15 protein-coding genes are annotated in these 13,848 nt (G+C 63.5%); 12 read left to right on the top strand and 3 right to left on the bottom strand.

What is annotated here, in order from left to right; translation table 11 throughout:
- Positions 1–141: 141 nt before the first annotated feature.
- Positions 142–666 (bottom strand): hypothetical protein, encoded by a 525-nt coding sequence (locus tag GGR39_RS08910; protein WP_183616786.1) that lies wholly within the window; start codon positions 664–666, stop codon positions 142–144.
- Between the two features lie 256 nt (positions 667–922).
- On the opposite strand from GGR39_RS08910, the gene pyrH reads away from it, so the two are divergent.
- The 10 genes from pyrH to rpmE all read left to right on the top strand — a co-directional run bounded on the left by pyrH (position 923) and on the right by rpmE (position 10,452).
- Positions 923–1,642, top strand: a complete 720-nt coding sequence (gene pyrH / locus GGR39_RS08905; RefSeq protein ID WP_058735996.1) for a UMP kinase — start codon at positions 923–925, stop codon at positions 1,640–1,642.
- A gap of 3 nt (positions 1,643–1,645) precedes the next feature.
- Entirely contained in the window at positions 1,646–2,203 is a 558-nt protein-coding gene (gene frr / locus GGR39_RS08900; protein ID WP_058735997.1) for a ribosome recycling factor, read from the top strand.
- Between the two features lie 64 nt (positions 2,204–2,267).
- Entirely contained in the window at positions 2,268–2,912 is a 645-nt protein-coding gene (uppS, locus tag GGR39_RS08895) for a polyprenyl diphosphate synthase (RefSeq protein WP_221226051.1), read from the top strand.
- A complete protein-coding gene (locus GGR39_RS08890; RefSeq protein WP_183616784.1) occupies positions 2,899–3,666 on the top strand; it encodes a phosphatidate cytidylyltransferase in 768 nt (255 codons plus the stop codon). The genes uppS and GGR39_RS08890 overlap by 14 nt, the downstream gene beginning before the upstream one ends.
- Positions 3,663–4,820 (top strand): 1-deoxy-D-xylulose-5-phosphate reductoisomerase, encoded by a 1,158-nt coding sequence (locus tag GGR39_RS08885; protein ID WP_058736000.1) that lies wholly within the window; start codon positions 3,663–3,665, stop codon positions 4,818–4,820. Before GGR39_RS08890 ends, GGR39_RS08885 begins: the two co-directional genes overlap by 4 nt.
- Positions 4,817–5,932 (top strand): RIP metalloprotease RseP, encoded by a 1,116-nt coding sequence (gene rseP / locus GGR39_RS08880; protein ID WP_183616783.1) that lies wholly within the window; start codon positions 4,817–4,819, stop codon positions 5,930–5,932. The genes GGR39_RS08885 and rseP overlap by 4 nt, the downstream gene beginning before the upstream one ends.
- A gap of 177 nt (positions 5,933–6,109) precedes the next feature.
- Entirely contained in the window at positions 6,110–8,932 is a 2,823-nt protein-coding gene (gene bamA / locus GGR39_RS08875; protein ID WP_246388576.1) for an outer membrane protein assembly factor BamA, read from the top strand.
- Positions 8,932–9,621 (top strand): OmpH family outer membrane protein, encoded by a 690-nt coding sequence (locus GGR39_RS08870; RefSeq protein ID WP_183616782.1) that lies wholly within the window; start codon positions 8,932–8,934, stop codon positions 9,619–9,621. Before bamA ends, GGR39_RS08870 begins: the two co-directional genes overlap by 1 nt.
- Before the next feature lie 19 nt (positions 9,622–9,640).
- Positions 9,641–10,090, top strand: coding sequence for a 3-hydroxyacyl-ACP dehydratase FabZ (fabZ, locus tag GGR39_RS08865; RefSeq protein WP_183616781.1), 450 nt, complete (start codon positions 9,641–9,643; stop codon positions 10,088–10,090).
- Between the two features lie 134 nt (positions 10,091–10,224).
- Positions 10,225–10,452, top strand: a complete 228-nt coding sequence (gene rpmE, locus GGR39_RS08860; RefSeq protein WP_058736005.1) for a 50S ribosomal protein L31 — start codon at positions 10,225–10,227, stop codon at positions 10,450–10,452.
- A gap of 79 nt (positions 10,453–10,531) precedes the next feature.
- Here rpmE and GGR39_RS08855 read toward each other — a convergent pair whose 3' ends face one another.
- Positions 10,532–10,849, bottom strand: a complete 318-nt coding sequence (locus GGR39_RS08855; RefSeq protein WP_183616780.1) for a PilZ domain-containing protein — start codon at positions 10,847–10,849, stop codon at positions 10,532–10,534.
- Between the two features lie 116 nt (positions 10,850–10,965).
- Here GGR39_RS08855 and GGR39_RS08850 point away from each other — a divergent pair, with 116 nt between their 5' ends.
- Both GGR39_RS08850 and GGR39_RS08845 read left to right on the top strand, forming a co-directional pair.
- On the top strand, positions 10,966–12,432 hold the full coding sequence (locus GGR39_RS08850) for an MFS transporter (protein WP_183616779.1): 1,467 nt from the start codon (positions 10,966–10,968) through the stop codon (positions 12,430–12,432).
- 84 nt (positions 12,433–12,516) lie between these two features.
- Positions 12,517–13,116, top strand: a complete 600-nt coding sequence (locus tag GGR39_RS08845) for a superoxide dismutase family protein (RefSeq protein WP_246388524.1) — start codon at positions 12,517–12,519, stop codon at positions 13,114–13,116.
- Between the two features lie 50 nt (positions 13,117–13,166).
- Here the strand turns inward: GGR39_RS08845 and GGR39_RS08840 are convergent, their stop codons facing one another.
- Positions 13,167–13,796, bottom strand: coding sequence for a 2OG-Fe(II) oxygenase (locus GGR39_RS08840; RefSeq protein ID WP_183616869.1), 630 nt, complete (start codon positions 13,794–13,796; stop codon positions 13,167–13,169).
- Positions 13,797–13,848: the final 52 nt, after the last annotated feature.

Genomic DNA, 13,848 nt, shown 5'->3' with positions numbered 1-13,848 from the left:
TCCGGGGCGACGAGAAAGTCTGGATTGTGCGATAGTTCACGTTCGTCGGAGTTGGGGTGGCGACTCATCCTGAGTGAAGGGCGTGGCCGCACCGGTAAGCAGTCAAAGCAGCTGATTACTTGAGTCTGAAATTGGCCTTGATTAGTACCACCAGATCTTATGGCTAATAATACGAACCGGCTGCTCGCGATCCTCTCCGAGAGCGCGCCAGTAATAGTGACGCGGGGGTCGTAAAAGTATCTCGTAGCACCTAGACGGGCCTAAAAGTTTTTTGGCCATATTACTGCTCGTGTCCATCAGGCAGAAGAAACGGCCAACTCTTAACACGAAGCCAAGCGTAGCGCCTTGACCGTAGACCTCTTTACCAAGGGTAATGTCAAACTGGTTCCCGTACCGGCCAGCTTGCGGGAAAGAGTCAAAGGTGACACCCTTCAAGGACGCAATGAAGCTTTGTCCTTGAGCATCAATCAGTTCGTCTAAGATCACAATGTCCTTGCGATTTCCGAACGGCCAAGTAGCATTTTGTAGGAACTGCCCGTACGCTCTGCCGGTGCCGATTGTCGCCATTGGCATTAGCAACACCCCAGGGCTAAAGTGCGAAAGCCCGGAACTGAATGTCTGCGGGAAGTTGACTGCGCTAAATAGGAAGCAAACAACATAGGTCACGCCCAAAACCCGGAGTACTCTGCGCACTAGTTTCATATTGTACTTAGCCGCCCAGGAATCTCGGCTTCTAGCATGGCCTGAATCGCGCTGCGGCGGAAGTGAGGCGATTAGCTTTGAGATGACAGGCGTTTTCGCTTACGATTGAATCCAGCAGTCAGGCGGGGCTCCTGTTCCTTCGTAACCTCGCCCCTTGGCAATCCGCGCGTGTCTGCCTAAAGCCGCTGCCGACCTCCAGCCACGTGAGAACCCCGGCCCCATGGCATCTCCCTACAAGCGCGTCCTCCTGAAACTCTCGGGCGAAGTGCTCATGGGCAGCCAGCAGTTCGGGATCGACCCCGAGTTCGTCTCCGAGATGGCGAAGGAAGTGAAGGCCGCCAAGGAAACTGGCCTTGAGATCTGCCTGGTCATCGGCGGCGGCAATATCTTTCGCGGCATGGCGGGCGCGGCCAAAGGCATGGACCGTGCGCAGGCCGATTACATGGGCATGCTGGCCACGGTGATGAACGCGCTGGCGATGCAGAACGCGCTGGAGCAGCTGGGCATCGAGACGCGGGTGCAGTCCGCCGTACAGATGGACCAAGTATGCGAGCCGGTGATCCGTCGCCGGGCAGAACGGCATCTGGAGAAGGGCCGCGTGGTGATCTTCGCCGCCGGTGTCGGCGCGCCGTATTTCACCACCGACTCCGGCGCGGCGCTGCGCGCGGCCGAGATGCAGTGCGATGCGCTGCTCAAAGGTACCAGTGTGGATGGCGTCTACGACAGCGACCCGAAAACCAATCCCCATGCGCAGCGTTACGATGCTGTGGATTACGATACCGTCCTGGCCCAGAATCTGAAGGTGATGGACGCCTCCGCCGTGGCGCTTTGCCGCGACAACGCTATTCCGATCGTGGTGTTCTCGATCCGTGAGCAGGGCAATCTGGCCCGCGTGCTTGCCGGGCAGGGTACCAGGACGATCGTCCAGAAAGGAGCCTGAACCATGGCCAAGTACGATAAGGCCGATCTCGAACGCCGCATGAAGGGGGCCGTCGACGCGCTCGCTGGAGACCTGGCGGGCCTGCGCACCGGCCGTGCCAGCGCCAACCTGCTCGATCCGGTTATGGTCACCGTCTATGGCAGCCAGATGCCGCTGAACCAAGTGGCCTCGGTGTCGGTGCCCGAGCCGCGCATGATCTCGGTGCAGGTGTGGGACAAGTCGAACGTCGGCCCGGTGGAAAAGGCGATCCGCTCGGCGGGGCTAGGCCTCAACCCGATCAACGACGGCACCACGTTGCGCCTGCCTATCCCCGACCTGACCGAGGAACGCCGCAAGGAACTGGCCAAGCTCGCCGGGCAATATGCCGAAAAGGCGCGCGTGGCCGTGCGCAACGTCCGCCGCGACGGGATGGATAACCTCAAGGCCGACGAGAACAAGAAGGAAATCTCCGAGGACGACCGCAAGCGCCTGGAAGGTGAACTGCAGAAGCTGACCGACGAGCAAATCAAGGCCGTCGAGGAAGAATTCGTCCGCAAGGAGAAGGATATCCTGGGCAAGTGAGGCACATCAGCGCGGGGCTGTTGTGAGCAAGGCCGAACCCAAGGCCCGTCACGTCGCCATCATCATGGATGGCAACGGGCGCTGGGCGAAGAAGCGATTCCTCCCCCGCGCCATGGGGCACCAACGCGGGGTGGAGGCGGTGCGCCGCGTGGTCAAAGGCGCGCGTGAATTCGGGCTGGAGGCGCTGACGATCTACGCCTTCTCCACCGAGAACTGGCGCCGGCCCGAGGACGAGGTGTCCGACCTGATGACGCTGATGAAGCGCTTCATCCTGTCCGACTTGGCGGAGATCGCCCAGGCCAACGTCAAGCTGAGGATTATCGGCGATTACAAGGCCTTCAAGCCCGATGTTGTCGAACTGATCGAGGGCGCGCTGTCTCGCACGGCGGGCAATACCGGCACCACGCTGGCCGTGGCGCTGAACTACGGGTCGCACGACGAGATCGCCCGCGCGGCGACGGCTGCCGCCGCCAAGGGCCCGATCACGCCCGCAACGATCGCGGCGGAGCTGGACACGGCAGACCTGCCCCCACTCGACCTGCTGATCCGCACGTCCGGCGAGGAGCGGCTGTCCAACTTTCTGCTGTGGCAGGTGGCCTATGCCGAATTCTATTTCACCGATGTGCTCTGGCCGGACTTCACCGCCGAGCATTTGCGGGCCGCGATAGATACGTTCGAAAAGCGGGAGCGTCGTTATGGCGGGCGTTGACGAACTGGGCCCGTCGGAGCCGGTACCGTTCTGGTTGCGCAATGCTGATTTGCCCAAGCGGCTCGTCACCGCTCTGGTGATGCTGGTCGTGTCGGGCACGGCGTTGTGGCTGGGCGGCATGGCCTGGACGGTCTTCGTGCTGATCATAGGCATCGGCGTGTGGTTCGAATGGAGCACGCTGGTGCTGCAATTCCGCACGCCGGGCCGATCGCGTAATGCCTGGCGCTGCGCCGGGGCGATCTATTGCGGGATGGGCAGCGCGATCCTGATCCAGGTGCGGGAACAGGCGGCGGGCGCTGCCTTGGTGATGCTGATCGTGGGCGCCGTGATCGGTACGGACGTGGGCGCGTATTTTCTGGGTCGGGCTCTGGGCGGACCGAAGATCGCGCCGAAGATCAGCCCGTCCAAGACCTGGGCGGGCTTGCTGGGCGGCGTGATCGGCGCCAGCCTGTTGATCTGGGCGGTGCTGGCCAATGCCGGCCGCATCCTGGCCGCCGCGCCAAGTGCGCAGATCACGGCGGTGGAAACCGCGGCCAGCCCGATGGCGATCCTGGGCATGGGCATGGCCGTAGCGATCGTGGCGCAGGCGGGCGATTTCTTCGAAAGCTGGATGAAGCGGGCGGCCGGCGTGAAGGACTCCGGAAAGCTGCTGCCCGGCCATGGCGGCCTGTTCGACAGGGTCGATGGCTTGCTGGCGGTAACGGTGGTATTCGGTACGATCTTTATCCTTGTGCGGTTATCCACGCTTACATGACTCGAACGATCACACTTCTGGGCGCAACCGGCTCGATCGGCGCATCCACTCTCGATCTGGTGCGCCGCGATCCTTCCGCCTGGGACGTCGTGGCGCTGACGGCGAATTGCCAGGCCGCCGAACTGGCGAAGCTGGCGCGCGAGTTCGGCGCGAAGCTGGCGGTCGTGGCGGACGAGACGTGCCTGGCCGATCTGCGCGCCGCTCTGGCCGGCTCCGGGATCGAGGCAGCCGCCGGGGCGCAGGCCCTGGTGGAGGCGGCGTCTCGTCCCGCCGATATCGTGGTGGCAGCCATCGTTGGCTGTGCGGGCCTTGCGCCCACCATGGCCGCGATCGAGCAGGGCAGGGTGGTCGCGCTGGCCAACAAGGAAGCGCTGGTTTCTGCCGGAGCCGTGATGACGGCGGCGGTCCGCCGCTGCGGCACGGTGCTGCTGCCCGTCGATTCCGAGCATAACGCGATATTTCAGTGCCTGGCTGGCAACGACCTGGCCGACGTACGCTCCATCACGCTGACGGCGAGCGGCGGCCCGTTCCGCGACTGGTCGGCAGATCGCCTGGCTGCGGCCACGCCGGCGGAAGCGGTCAAGCATCCCAATTGGTCGATGGGTGCGAAGATCAGCGTCGATTCGGCCACGATGTTCAACAAGGGCCTCGAACTGATCGAGGCCTATCACCTGTTTCCCGTCGGCCTCGACAAGCTGCGGATCATCGTCCACCCGCAATCGGTGGTCCACTCCATGGTGGAATACCGCGATGGATCGACGCTGGCGCAGCTAGGGCCTTCGGACATGCGCGTGCCGATCGCTTCGGCATTGGCTTGGCCACGCCGGATGGACACGCCGATGCCGCCGCTGGATCTGGCGGCGATCGGCGAATTGACCTTCCGCGCGCCTGATGAGCAGCGCTTCCCCGCGACCAGACTGGCGCGCGAAGCGGCGGAGGCGGGCGGCGCGGCCCCGGCTGTGCTCAACGCGGCGAACGAGGTGGCAGTGGCCGCCTTCCTCGCCGGTCAGATTGGGTTCACCCGGATTGCGGCAGAAGTTGCCAATGTTCTCGATACTTATGCCGCGCCCGCGCCGGCATCCCTTTCGGATGTCCTCGCGATCGACACCGAGGCGCGTCTGCGCGCGCGAGAGTTGACAGAGGCCCTGGCATGATCGGGTCACCCTCTTTGCTAACGATGGTCCTAGGCTTCGTCTTGGTCCTGGGTCCGCTCGTGGTGATCCATGAACTGGGCCACTACCTCGTCGGCCGGTTCTTCGGGATCAAGGCGGAGGCGTTCTCGGTCGGGTTCGGCAAGGAGCTGGCCGGTTTCACCGACAAGCGCGGCACTCGCTGGAAGCTGTCGGCGCTGCCCCTGGGCGGCTACGTCCAGTTCGCGGGGGACATGAACCCCGCCAGCGCGCCCGCGCCGGAGCAGGACGGGCTGACCCCGCAGGAGCGCGCCCAGACCTTCCACGCCAAGCCATTGTGGCAGCGGGCGCTCGTGGTGCTGGCCGGACCGCTGACCAACCTCATCTGCGCGGTCGCGATCTTTGCCGCCTTCAACCTGGCCTATGGTCGGATCGAGGCCACGCCCGTGGTACAGGATTTTGCGCCCGGCTCGGTGGCGCAGGCCGCCGGTATGCAGGTGGGCGATCGGATCGTTGCCATCGGCGGCGAAAAGATCAGCAGCTTCAACGAGATCCCGCAATACGTCGTTCCCTATCCGGGCCGCATTGTGCCGATCGCGGTGAAGCGTGGAGAGCAGACGTTGATCCTGTCGGTTCCGATTGGCAGCACCGTGGAGAAAGACCGCTTCGGCAACGAGGCGCGGGTCGGCCGGATCGGCATTGCCGGCGGCGCTGGCAAGCTGGTGTCCGTTGGCCCGATCGAGGCCGTGAAGCTGGGCTTCGAGCAAAGCTACGGCATCGTGCGCATGATGGTGACAGGGATCGGCCAGATCTTTACGGGCGAACGCTCGGTCAAGGAGCTCGGCGGCCCGATCAAGATCGCGAAGTATTCGGGCGAGCAATTGAGCCTGGGCTGGCTGCCCTTCGTGTACTTCGCGGCGCTGATTTCGATTAACTTGGCATTCATCAACATCCTGCCAATTCCGGGCCTCGACGGGGGCCATCTGGCCTTCTACGCGGCGGAAGCGGTTCGTCGCAAACCGCTGGATTTGCGGAGTCAGGAATGGGCGGTGCGCACCGGTATTGCGCTGGTGCTGACGCTGATGCTGATCGTCACTTTCAATGATGTCATCTCGTTGCCGATTTTCCGGGGATAGGACCGGCTTTTTCCATCGATAGGGATTTCTCGCCGGAATGGCTGCTTGATCGACATTCGTCCATCGGGCAGAGGCGGCGAATGTGTATGGTACGTTTCCGCTCCTATGCGCGGAACTCGGCCTGGATTTGAATATCGACCTTTTGCGCGCGGGCGCTTTGCGGGATTTGCGTTGATGATGGGATGGGAAATGGTTCGCAGCGACAAGGTTCGCCGCGCCTCGCGTCTGGCGGTCGCATTGCTGGGAACCACCGGCCTGACCGGCGTGACAACCGATGCCTTTGCGCAGGACGCGACACCGGCAGCGTCTGAAGCGCCCGCCGCGGCATCGACGCCAGCACCTGCTCCGGCCCGCACGCCGCGCCGCGCCCCCGCGGGTTCACGTGCTGCGGCACGCCCTGCGGCACAGCCCGCTGCGCCAGCGGCGGCACCCGCAGAGCAGGGCCCGGCAATCCAGACCATCCGCGTCCTGGGGGCCGAGCGCCTGGAGCCGGTGACGGTTCTGTCCTACGTCAAGCTGCGCGCCGGCCAGCCCTATACGCCCGCCGCGGCGGACCAGGCTCTCAAGGACCTCTATGAAACCGAGCTGTTCTCCGACGTCCAGGTGACGCAGGACAACGGCATCGTGACGATCCAGGTGAAGGAAAACCCGGTCGTCAACCGTATCATCCTTGAAGGCAACAAGCGCATCAAGGACGAGAAGATCCTGCCGGAGATCAAGGTCGCCCCGCGCCAGATCTTCACGCGATCGAAGGTGCGCGCCGACGTCGCCCGCATCATTGAGCTTTACAAGCGCCAGGGCCGCTACGCCGCCACGGTCGAGCCCAAGATGGTCATGCTCGACCAGAACCGCGTCGACATCGTGTTCGAGATCACCGAGGGCGACAAGTCCAAGGTCCGCCAGATCAACATCATCGGCAACGAGAAGTTCTCCGACAAGGAGCTTCGCGGCGAGATGGTGACCAAGACCAGCGGCGGCATCACCAAGGTCTTCAGCTCCACCACCAGCTACGACCCCGATCGCATGGCGTTCGACCAGCAGAAGCTGCGCCAGTTCTACCTGACACAGGGCTATGCCGATTTCCGCGTCGTCTCCGCCGTGGCCGAGCTGACGCCGGACAAGAAGGACTTCATCATCACTTACGTGGTGGAGGAAGGCCAGCGCTACAAGTTCGGCGACGTGAAGGTCGACAGCCAGTTGCGCGATTTTGACAGCGAGAAGCTGGCGGCGCGCCTGCCGATGAAGAAGGGCGACTGGTACAACGCGAAGCAGGTCGAAGATACGATCGAGCAGCTGAACGACACCGCCGGTGCCTTCGGCTACGCCTTCGCCGACGTGCGGCCGCAGTACGATCGCAATAAGGAAGACCTCACCATGGGTCTGACTTTCGTGATCGCCGAGGCGCCGCGCGTCTATGTCGAGCGGATCGATGTCAACGGCAACACGCTGACGCAGGACAAGGTGGTGCGCCGCGAGTTCCGCCTGGCCGAAGGCGACGCGTTCAACTCGCTGCAGGTCAAGCGCTCCACCAACCGCATCAAATCCTTGGGCTACTTCCAGGAAAAGTTCGAGGTCGAGCAGAAGCCCGGCGCCACGGACGATCGCATCATCCTGGAAGCCAACGTCGAGGAAAAGCCGACCGGCGAACTGCAGCTTTCGGCTGGTTTCTCGTCGCTTGAAAGCTTCATCTTCCAGGCCTCGATCCGCCAGCGCAACTTCCGCGGACGTGGCCAGACGGTCGGCCTGTCGGGCAGCTATTCGCGCTTCTCCAAGAGCGTGGAAGCCAGCTTCACCGAGCCTTACGTGTTCGACAAGAATGTGTCGCTGGGCGTCAACGTCTACCGCCGCGACCTGAACAGCTTCAACTATTTGAACTCCAACCGCAACACGACCTACAAGCAGGCCACCACCGGCTTCCAGGTCCGCGCGGGCGTGCCGCTGACCGAATATCTGACCGCCGTCGCCAGCTATACGCTGAACTACGATGACGTGTCGCTGGACCAGAACCAGTTCTATTCGGACCGCCTGACACCGCCGACCCGCTCCTGCGATCCGTTGCTGGCGGGACGTTACTTGTGCGACGCGATCGGCAAGCGCCTGAGTTCGATCGCCGGCTTGTCGCTGATCTACGACACGCTGGACAACCGCGTCCGGCCAACGCGTGGTATCACCGCAGCCATCAATGGCGACGTCGCTGGTTTGGGTGGCGACGTGAAGTACGTCCGCCTCCGCGCGAATGCCTCTCGCTTCCAGAACCTGGGCAAGGGCTTCATCTTCTCGCTCTCTGGTGAGGGCGGCGCGATCAAGTCTTTGAACAACGACCAGATTCGTCTTGTCGATCGCTTCTACCTCGGCGAGCCGCAGATTGGCGGCTTCGACATCCGCGGCGTCGGTCCTCGTGTGCTGCGCAAGCCGTATGTCGACAAGGACGGCAACCTGCTGACCCGCAATGTCAATCTTGCGGCTGGTGACACGCTTTCCGCACGCCGCCGGGAATGGACGGATGACGCGCTTGGTGGACGGTACTATTATCTGTTCAAGGCGGAGGTCGAAATCCCGTTGGGATCGGGCGCGCGCGAGCTGGGATTGCGGCCGTCCATCTTTGTCAATGCCGGTTCGGTATGGGGTATTCGAAATCCCCTGGAAGGTCAGCGCACGGATTTCACTTCGGTAATTCCTATTCCCACGCTCGATCAAAATGGGAACCAGCAGTTCACGCAGACGTGTCCTACCGGTTCTACGGTAGTGAGCGGAACTGGAACGACTGCTCCCGCACCTGCGGCTGGTTGCACGGTTTCATCGACCCCCATTGGGCAAACCATCAACCCATTCCGCGAGGTCTTCCTGGGCGATACCTGGAAGCCGCGTGTTTCTGTCGGTATCGGCGTGAACTGGAATTCTCCTTTCGGTCCCTTCCGCATCAACTTCTCCAAGGTTCTGGTGAAGCAGGACGGCGACGATACAAAACCCTTCAACTTCAACGTGGGAACGCAATTCTGATGAAGACCATTCTCAAGTCCGCCGTGATCGCGAGCCTGTTGCTGGGGACCGCCGGCATCGCTCAGCCTGCGCTGGCTCAGGCTGCCGGTACGCTCGTCCCGGGCCTGGCCATCGCCAACCTGGACGCCGTGATCGCCAACTCGAACGCATTCAAGGCCGCCGAGACCCAGCGCCAGACGACCTACAAGGCGCAGCTTGATCAGGCCAACGCGCGCAGCACCGCGATCAACGCGCAGCTGAAGCCGCTGGCCGACAAGTTCAACGCCGATCGCCAAGGCGGCAAGGTCGGCCAGGCCGTGCTGGAGCAGCAGGCGGCTTCGATCCAGCAGGTGCAGGAGAACGGCCAGGCCGAAATCCAGCGTATCCTCCAGCCCGTCGCCCTGTCGCGCGCTTATGTGCAAGAGCAGATCCAGGATCGGCTGGACCAGGCCGTAAAGAGCGCGATGGCCAAGAAGAAGATCTCGATCGTCCTCAACCCCGATGCGATCCTGGCGGTCAACAACAACGCCTACAACCTCAGCCAGGATATCCTGGCCGAGCTGAACACGGCGCTGCCTTCGGCGCAGCTGGTGCCGCCGGCCGGTTGGTTGCCGCGCGAAGTGCGTGAACAACGCCAAGCCCAGGGGCAGGCCGCTGCTCCGGCCGCAGCCGCTCCGGCTCCCGCGGCCAGCCAGCCTTCCGGCCGTTGATAGGGTAGCGTTGCAAGCCATGGCCGACACCGAAACCACGTACGATCACGCCAAGATCCTGTCGGCGTTGCCGCACCGTTATCCGATGCTGCTCGTCGATCGCGTGGTGTCGGTGACGGAGGAGGAAATCCACGCAGTCAAGGCGGTGAGCTTCAACGAGAACTTCTTCCAGGGCCACTTTCCCGGCCGCCCGATCATGCCCGGTGTCCTCCAGATCGAGGCGCTGGCACAGGCGGCCGGTATCCTGGCGGTGGAGAACCTCGGCCTCGCCGGCACCGGCAAGCTGGTGTACTTCATGGCGATTGAGGAGGCGAAGTTCCGCGCGCCGGTGGAGCCTGGCGTGTTGCTCATCCTGCGCGCCGGCTTCGTGCAGAAGCGTTCACGGGTGTGCAAGTTCTGGGGCAAGGCCTCCATCGAGGACAAGGTGACCTGCGAGGTCAACTTCACCGCGATGATCGCCGACAGTTGAACGGCCAATACATCGTGGGCCGATCCGGTCCGCCATGCCAACCTGTTCTTGCAATTTCAGCGGTTCGCCGTTAGAGGCGCGCCTTTCCGAATTCAGGCCGGTCGGAACCGGCCCAGCGAAGAGAGTTCACCACGATGAAGGCCGATACCCACCCCGACTATCACACCATCACGGTTCAGATGACCGATGGCTCCACCTTCCAGACCCGCTCCACCTGGGGCGCAGAGGGTGATACACTGGTATTGGACATCGATCCTACCTCGCACCCGGCATGGACCGGCGGCAAGGCGCAGTTGCAGGACGGTGGCCGCGTGGCGCAGTTCAACAAGCGCTTCGGTGGGCTCAGCCTCAAGAAGAACTGATCGGCCCCGATCCGATCTACAAAAAGGGCGGCTCCGCAAGGATGCCGCCCTTTTTCGTTGTGGTCATTTCTCGCGCCGGTCAGGCGATCAACGCCAGCCACTCCGGCTCGTCCGGTGTGAGCCCACGCAGGAATTCCAGGCCGGCGCGATGGTTATGAGACCAGCGAACCAGCGCACCCAACGGCTTGCCCCCCGGAAGCGAGACGGTGACGAAGCTGCCTGGCCGCAGCAGGTCGTTGCTCACCGCCAGGCTGCACCCCTGTAGCGACACGTCCGCCACGGCCTGGTTCGAAGGGGCGACGCCGCCCAGTTCCACGCGAACACGGATCGGAGCCGTCGCCTTGGGGGCGGCCAATGCAGGGCGGGGCGGTTGGGCGGCGAGTTGTGGCGCGATCATGGCAATGTCCCTTCGACATGCGCAGTGTCTCACCATGTGCATAACGGCGGGTGACCGATAGCCCCCGTATTCCCCCTCAGGGTTGCACCGAGGGGGTAAGCGGTTAGGCTGGCGTGATGGAAGGACCGGCTACCCCGAACTCGTCATCGCCCGATGTCCGTAGCGATCGTCTGGCAGCGCAACTGCCGGCGCGGTTGGACCGGTTGCCGTGGAGCCGCTTCCACTGGCTCGTGGTGGTGGCGCTGGGCATTACCTGGATTCTCGATGGCCTTGAGGTGACGCTGGCGGGCTCGATCGCGGGGGCTTTGCGCAGCGAGCAGAGCCTGGGGCTGAGTGCCTCGCAAGTGGGGCTGGCGAATTCCGCTTATCTGGCGGGCGCGGTGCTGGGCGCATTGGTGTTCGGTTGGTTGACCGACCGCATGGGGCGAAAGCGCATGTTCAGCGTCACGCTGGGGCTTTACCTTGTCGCCACGGCGGGCAGCGCCTTCGCCTGGGACCTGCCCAGCTTCGCGGTGCTGCGGTTCCTGACCGGGGCGGGTATCGGCGGCGAATACAGCGCGATCAACTCGGCGATCCAGGAACTGATCCCGGCGCGGCGGCGCGGTTGGACGGACCTGGCCATCAACGGCAGCTATTGGGTGGGCGCGGCGATGGCGGCAGGATTGTCACTGGTGCTGCTGGACACGGGCCATTTCGGTGTCGACCTGGGATGGCGGCTTACGTTTTTCGCCGGCGCGGTGATCGGCTGCGTAATCATCTGGTTGCGCCGCTTCATTCCCGAAAGTCCGCGCTGGTTGGCGATCCACGGACGCGTGGCGGAGGCGGACGAGGTGGTCTCCGGGTTCGAGCAGCGCATCATCGCCGAGGGTCTTGCGCTTACGCCCGTGCCCGATACGCGCGTTGTCGTGACCACCCGCCACGCCACGCCGCTGTCGGAGGTGTTCCGGGCCTTGGTGAAGACCTACCCGCAGCGCACCATCTACGGGCTGAGCCTGATGATCGCGCAGGCGTTCTTCTATAACGCGATCTTCTTTACCTACGCGATGATGCTGACGGATTTCTACGCCGTGCCTTCGGCAGCGGTCGGTTGGTATATCCTGCCGTTCGCTGCCGGGAACGTGCTGGGACCGCTGATGCTGGGCCGTTTCTTCGATACCGTCGGGCGGCGGCCGATGATCGTGCTGACCTATGCAGCGTCAGGCGTGCTGCTGTTGCTGACGGGGTTCGCGTTTCACGCAGGGCTGCTGGATGCGACCACGCAGACGCTGTGCTGGAGCGTCACGTTCTTCTTTGCCTCGGCCGCTGCATCCGCCTCCTACCTCACCGTGGCCGAAAGCTTTCCCTTGGAAATCCGCGCGCTGGCGATCGCGATCTTTTACGCGCTGGGTACCGGAATAGGCGGCGTGGCGGCGCCGTGGTTCTTCGGCCTGCTGATCGAAAGCGGATCGCGCGATCAGGTGATGCTGGGCTATGCTTTCGGCGCGGCGCTGATGATCGGGGCGGCGATCGTGGCATGGGTGATCGGGCTCGACAACGAGGGCAAGCCGCTGGAGGAAGTGGCGAGGCCGCTTTCCTGGAACTGAGCGGCTAATGGGCGCAACTCTTCGCCCGGCGCATCGTTGTGCGCTCAGTGCTGCCTTACCCGGGCCTTAGTGGGAGATGTTTCGATGAACCGCTTCGTTGTGATGATAAGTTCCGCCGCCGCCGTCATGGCCGTTCCCGCGCTGGCCGATCAGGCCAAGCCGATGAAGCACGGTTCGGCAATGAAGCATGAGATGGCCAAGCCCGGCGCGCCGATGGCGCAAGGCGCGATGGTTCATGCGGACGTGATCGGCGCGGACGGCAAGAGCATGGGCATGGTGATGCTGCAGGATACCCCCACGGGCGTGCTGGTGAAGACCGACCTCAAGGGCTTGCCTGCCGGAGAGCATGGCTTCCATTTCCACGAGAAAGGCATGTGCGACGCCGCGCAGAAATTCACGACGGCAGGTGCCCATTTCGCGGCCGGGAAGATGCAGCACGGTCTGATGGTCGCGGGTGGTCCCCACGGTGGCGACATGCCCAACGCCTTCGTCGGCGCGGACGGCATGCTGAAGGCTGAACTGCTGAACACCGGCGTCACGCTGGCGGCGGGGCCGAAGTCGCTCGCCGATGCGGACGGGTCGGCCCTGGTGATCCACGCCAAGCCTGACGACTACAAGACCCAGCCTTCGGGCGATGCGGGCGATCGGATCGCCTGCGCGGTCGTGGCCGCGCCCAAGAAGTAAGCCCGAAGGTGAGCGCCTGGCCGTAAGCGCCTGGCGCTCCCTTTGCGTTGTCAGCCCCAGGGGCGCTCGCGATACCAGCGAGTGATCACGTATTTCAGCCCTTTGCGCACTTTCATCGCGTGGTGCAGCGTGGCGGCGTTGAGCGAGCCATCGGGCCGGCGATTGTTCCAGGCGAGCAATTTGCCGACCTCTGGCTGGATGATCTTGTCGATCACCTTGAAGCGCGTGGCGCCCCCGGCCTCCACCGTGTTCAGGTAGATCATGAAGGTCCAGGTGCGCTGGCCTGAAACGCTGCAATAGGTCTGGTAGTCCGCGTGATCGGGCTCGAAATAATCAGTGTGGGCCTTGAACTCCTGGCCCACTTCGTACCGCTGGCCCTGCAGGCGTTCACCATAGACCGGATCGATGCCGGAAATTTCGGCAAGCTTGCGATCCAGCTCCGCAACGGCGGGATGATCATGGTGGAGATCACACGTTTCGCTGGTGCGGAAATTGTCGTCGCCGTTGTGGTTGGCGATGGTGGAGGGGCGCCGCTCCGCTTCGATCAGGTCGATCAGCGTCTCGCAATGCAGGGGATCGAGGAAGTCCCGCTTGATGAACAGTTCGAGCCGCTGAGACGGCACGCGCTGCAGCCCTGCGCGCAGCAGGATGTCACTCGATGATTCGCCGGGGCCCATGATCGGCGTCCTTATCCGTTTCGTTTGGGGGAGCAATAAGGCCGCGATGTATGGA

Origin of the sequence: Novosphingobium fluoreni (assembly GCF_014196615.1) — a bacterium.
Lineage (GTDB): Bacteria > Pseudomonadota > Alphaproteobacteria > Sphingomonadales > Sphingomonadaceae > Novosphingobium > Novosphingobium fluoreni.
Note: the sequence above shows the minus strand (reverse complement) of the source record. Positions and strands in the feature narration are given on the sequence as shown.

Coding starts and splice junctions, on each gene's coding strand:
- pyrH (WP_058735996.1), top strand. CDS start 923: ATGGCATCTCCCTACAAGCGCGTCCTCCTGAAACTCTCGGGCGAAGTG.
- frr (WP_058735997.1), top strand. CDS start 1,646: ATGGCCAAGTACGATAAGGCCGATCTCGAACGCCGCATGAAGGGGGCC.
- uppS (WP_221226051.1), top strand. CDS start 2,268: ATGGATGGCAACGGGCGCTGGGCGAAGAAGCGATTCCTCCCCCGCGCC.
- GGR39_RS08890 (WP_183616784.1), top strand. CDS start 2,899: ATGGCGGGCGTTGACGAACTGGGCCCGTCGGAGCCGGTACCGTTCTGG.
- GGR39_RS08885 (WP_058736000.1), top strand. CDS start 3,663: ATGACTCGAACGATCACACTTCTGGGCGCAACCGGCTCGATCGGCGCA.
- rseP (WP_183616783.1), top strand. CDS start 4,817: ATGATCGGGTCACCCTCTTTGCTAACGATGGTCCTAGGCTTCGTCTTG.
- bamA (WP_246388576.1), top strand. CDS start 6,110: ATGGGATGGGAAATGGTTCGCAGCGACAAGGTTCGCCGCGCCTCGCGT.
- GGR39_RS08870 (WP_183616782.1), top strand. CDS start 8,932: ATGAAGACCATTCTCAAGTCCGCCGTGATCGCGAGCCTGTTGCTGGGG.
- fabZ (WP_183616781.1), top strand. CDS start 9,641: ATGGCCGACACCGAAACCACGTACGATCACGCCAAGATCCTGTCGGCG.
- rpmE (WP_058736005.1), top strand. CDS start 10,225: ATGAAGGCCGATACCCACCCCGACTATCACACCATCACGGTTCAGATG.
- GGR39_RS08855 (WP_183616780.1), bottom strand. CDS start 10,849: ATGATCGCGCCACAACTCGCCGCCCAACCGCCCCGCCCTGCATTGGCC.
- GGR39_RS08850 (WP_183616779.1), top strand. CDS start 10,966: ATGGAAGGACCGGCTACCCCGAACTCGTCATCGCCCGATGTCCGTAGC.
- GGR39_RS08845 (WP_246388524.1), top strand. CDS start 12,517: ATGAACCGCTTCGTTGTGATGATAAGTTCCGCCGCCGCCGTCATGGCC.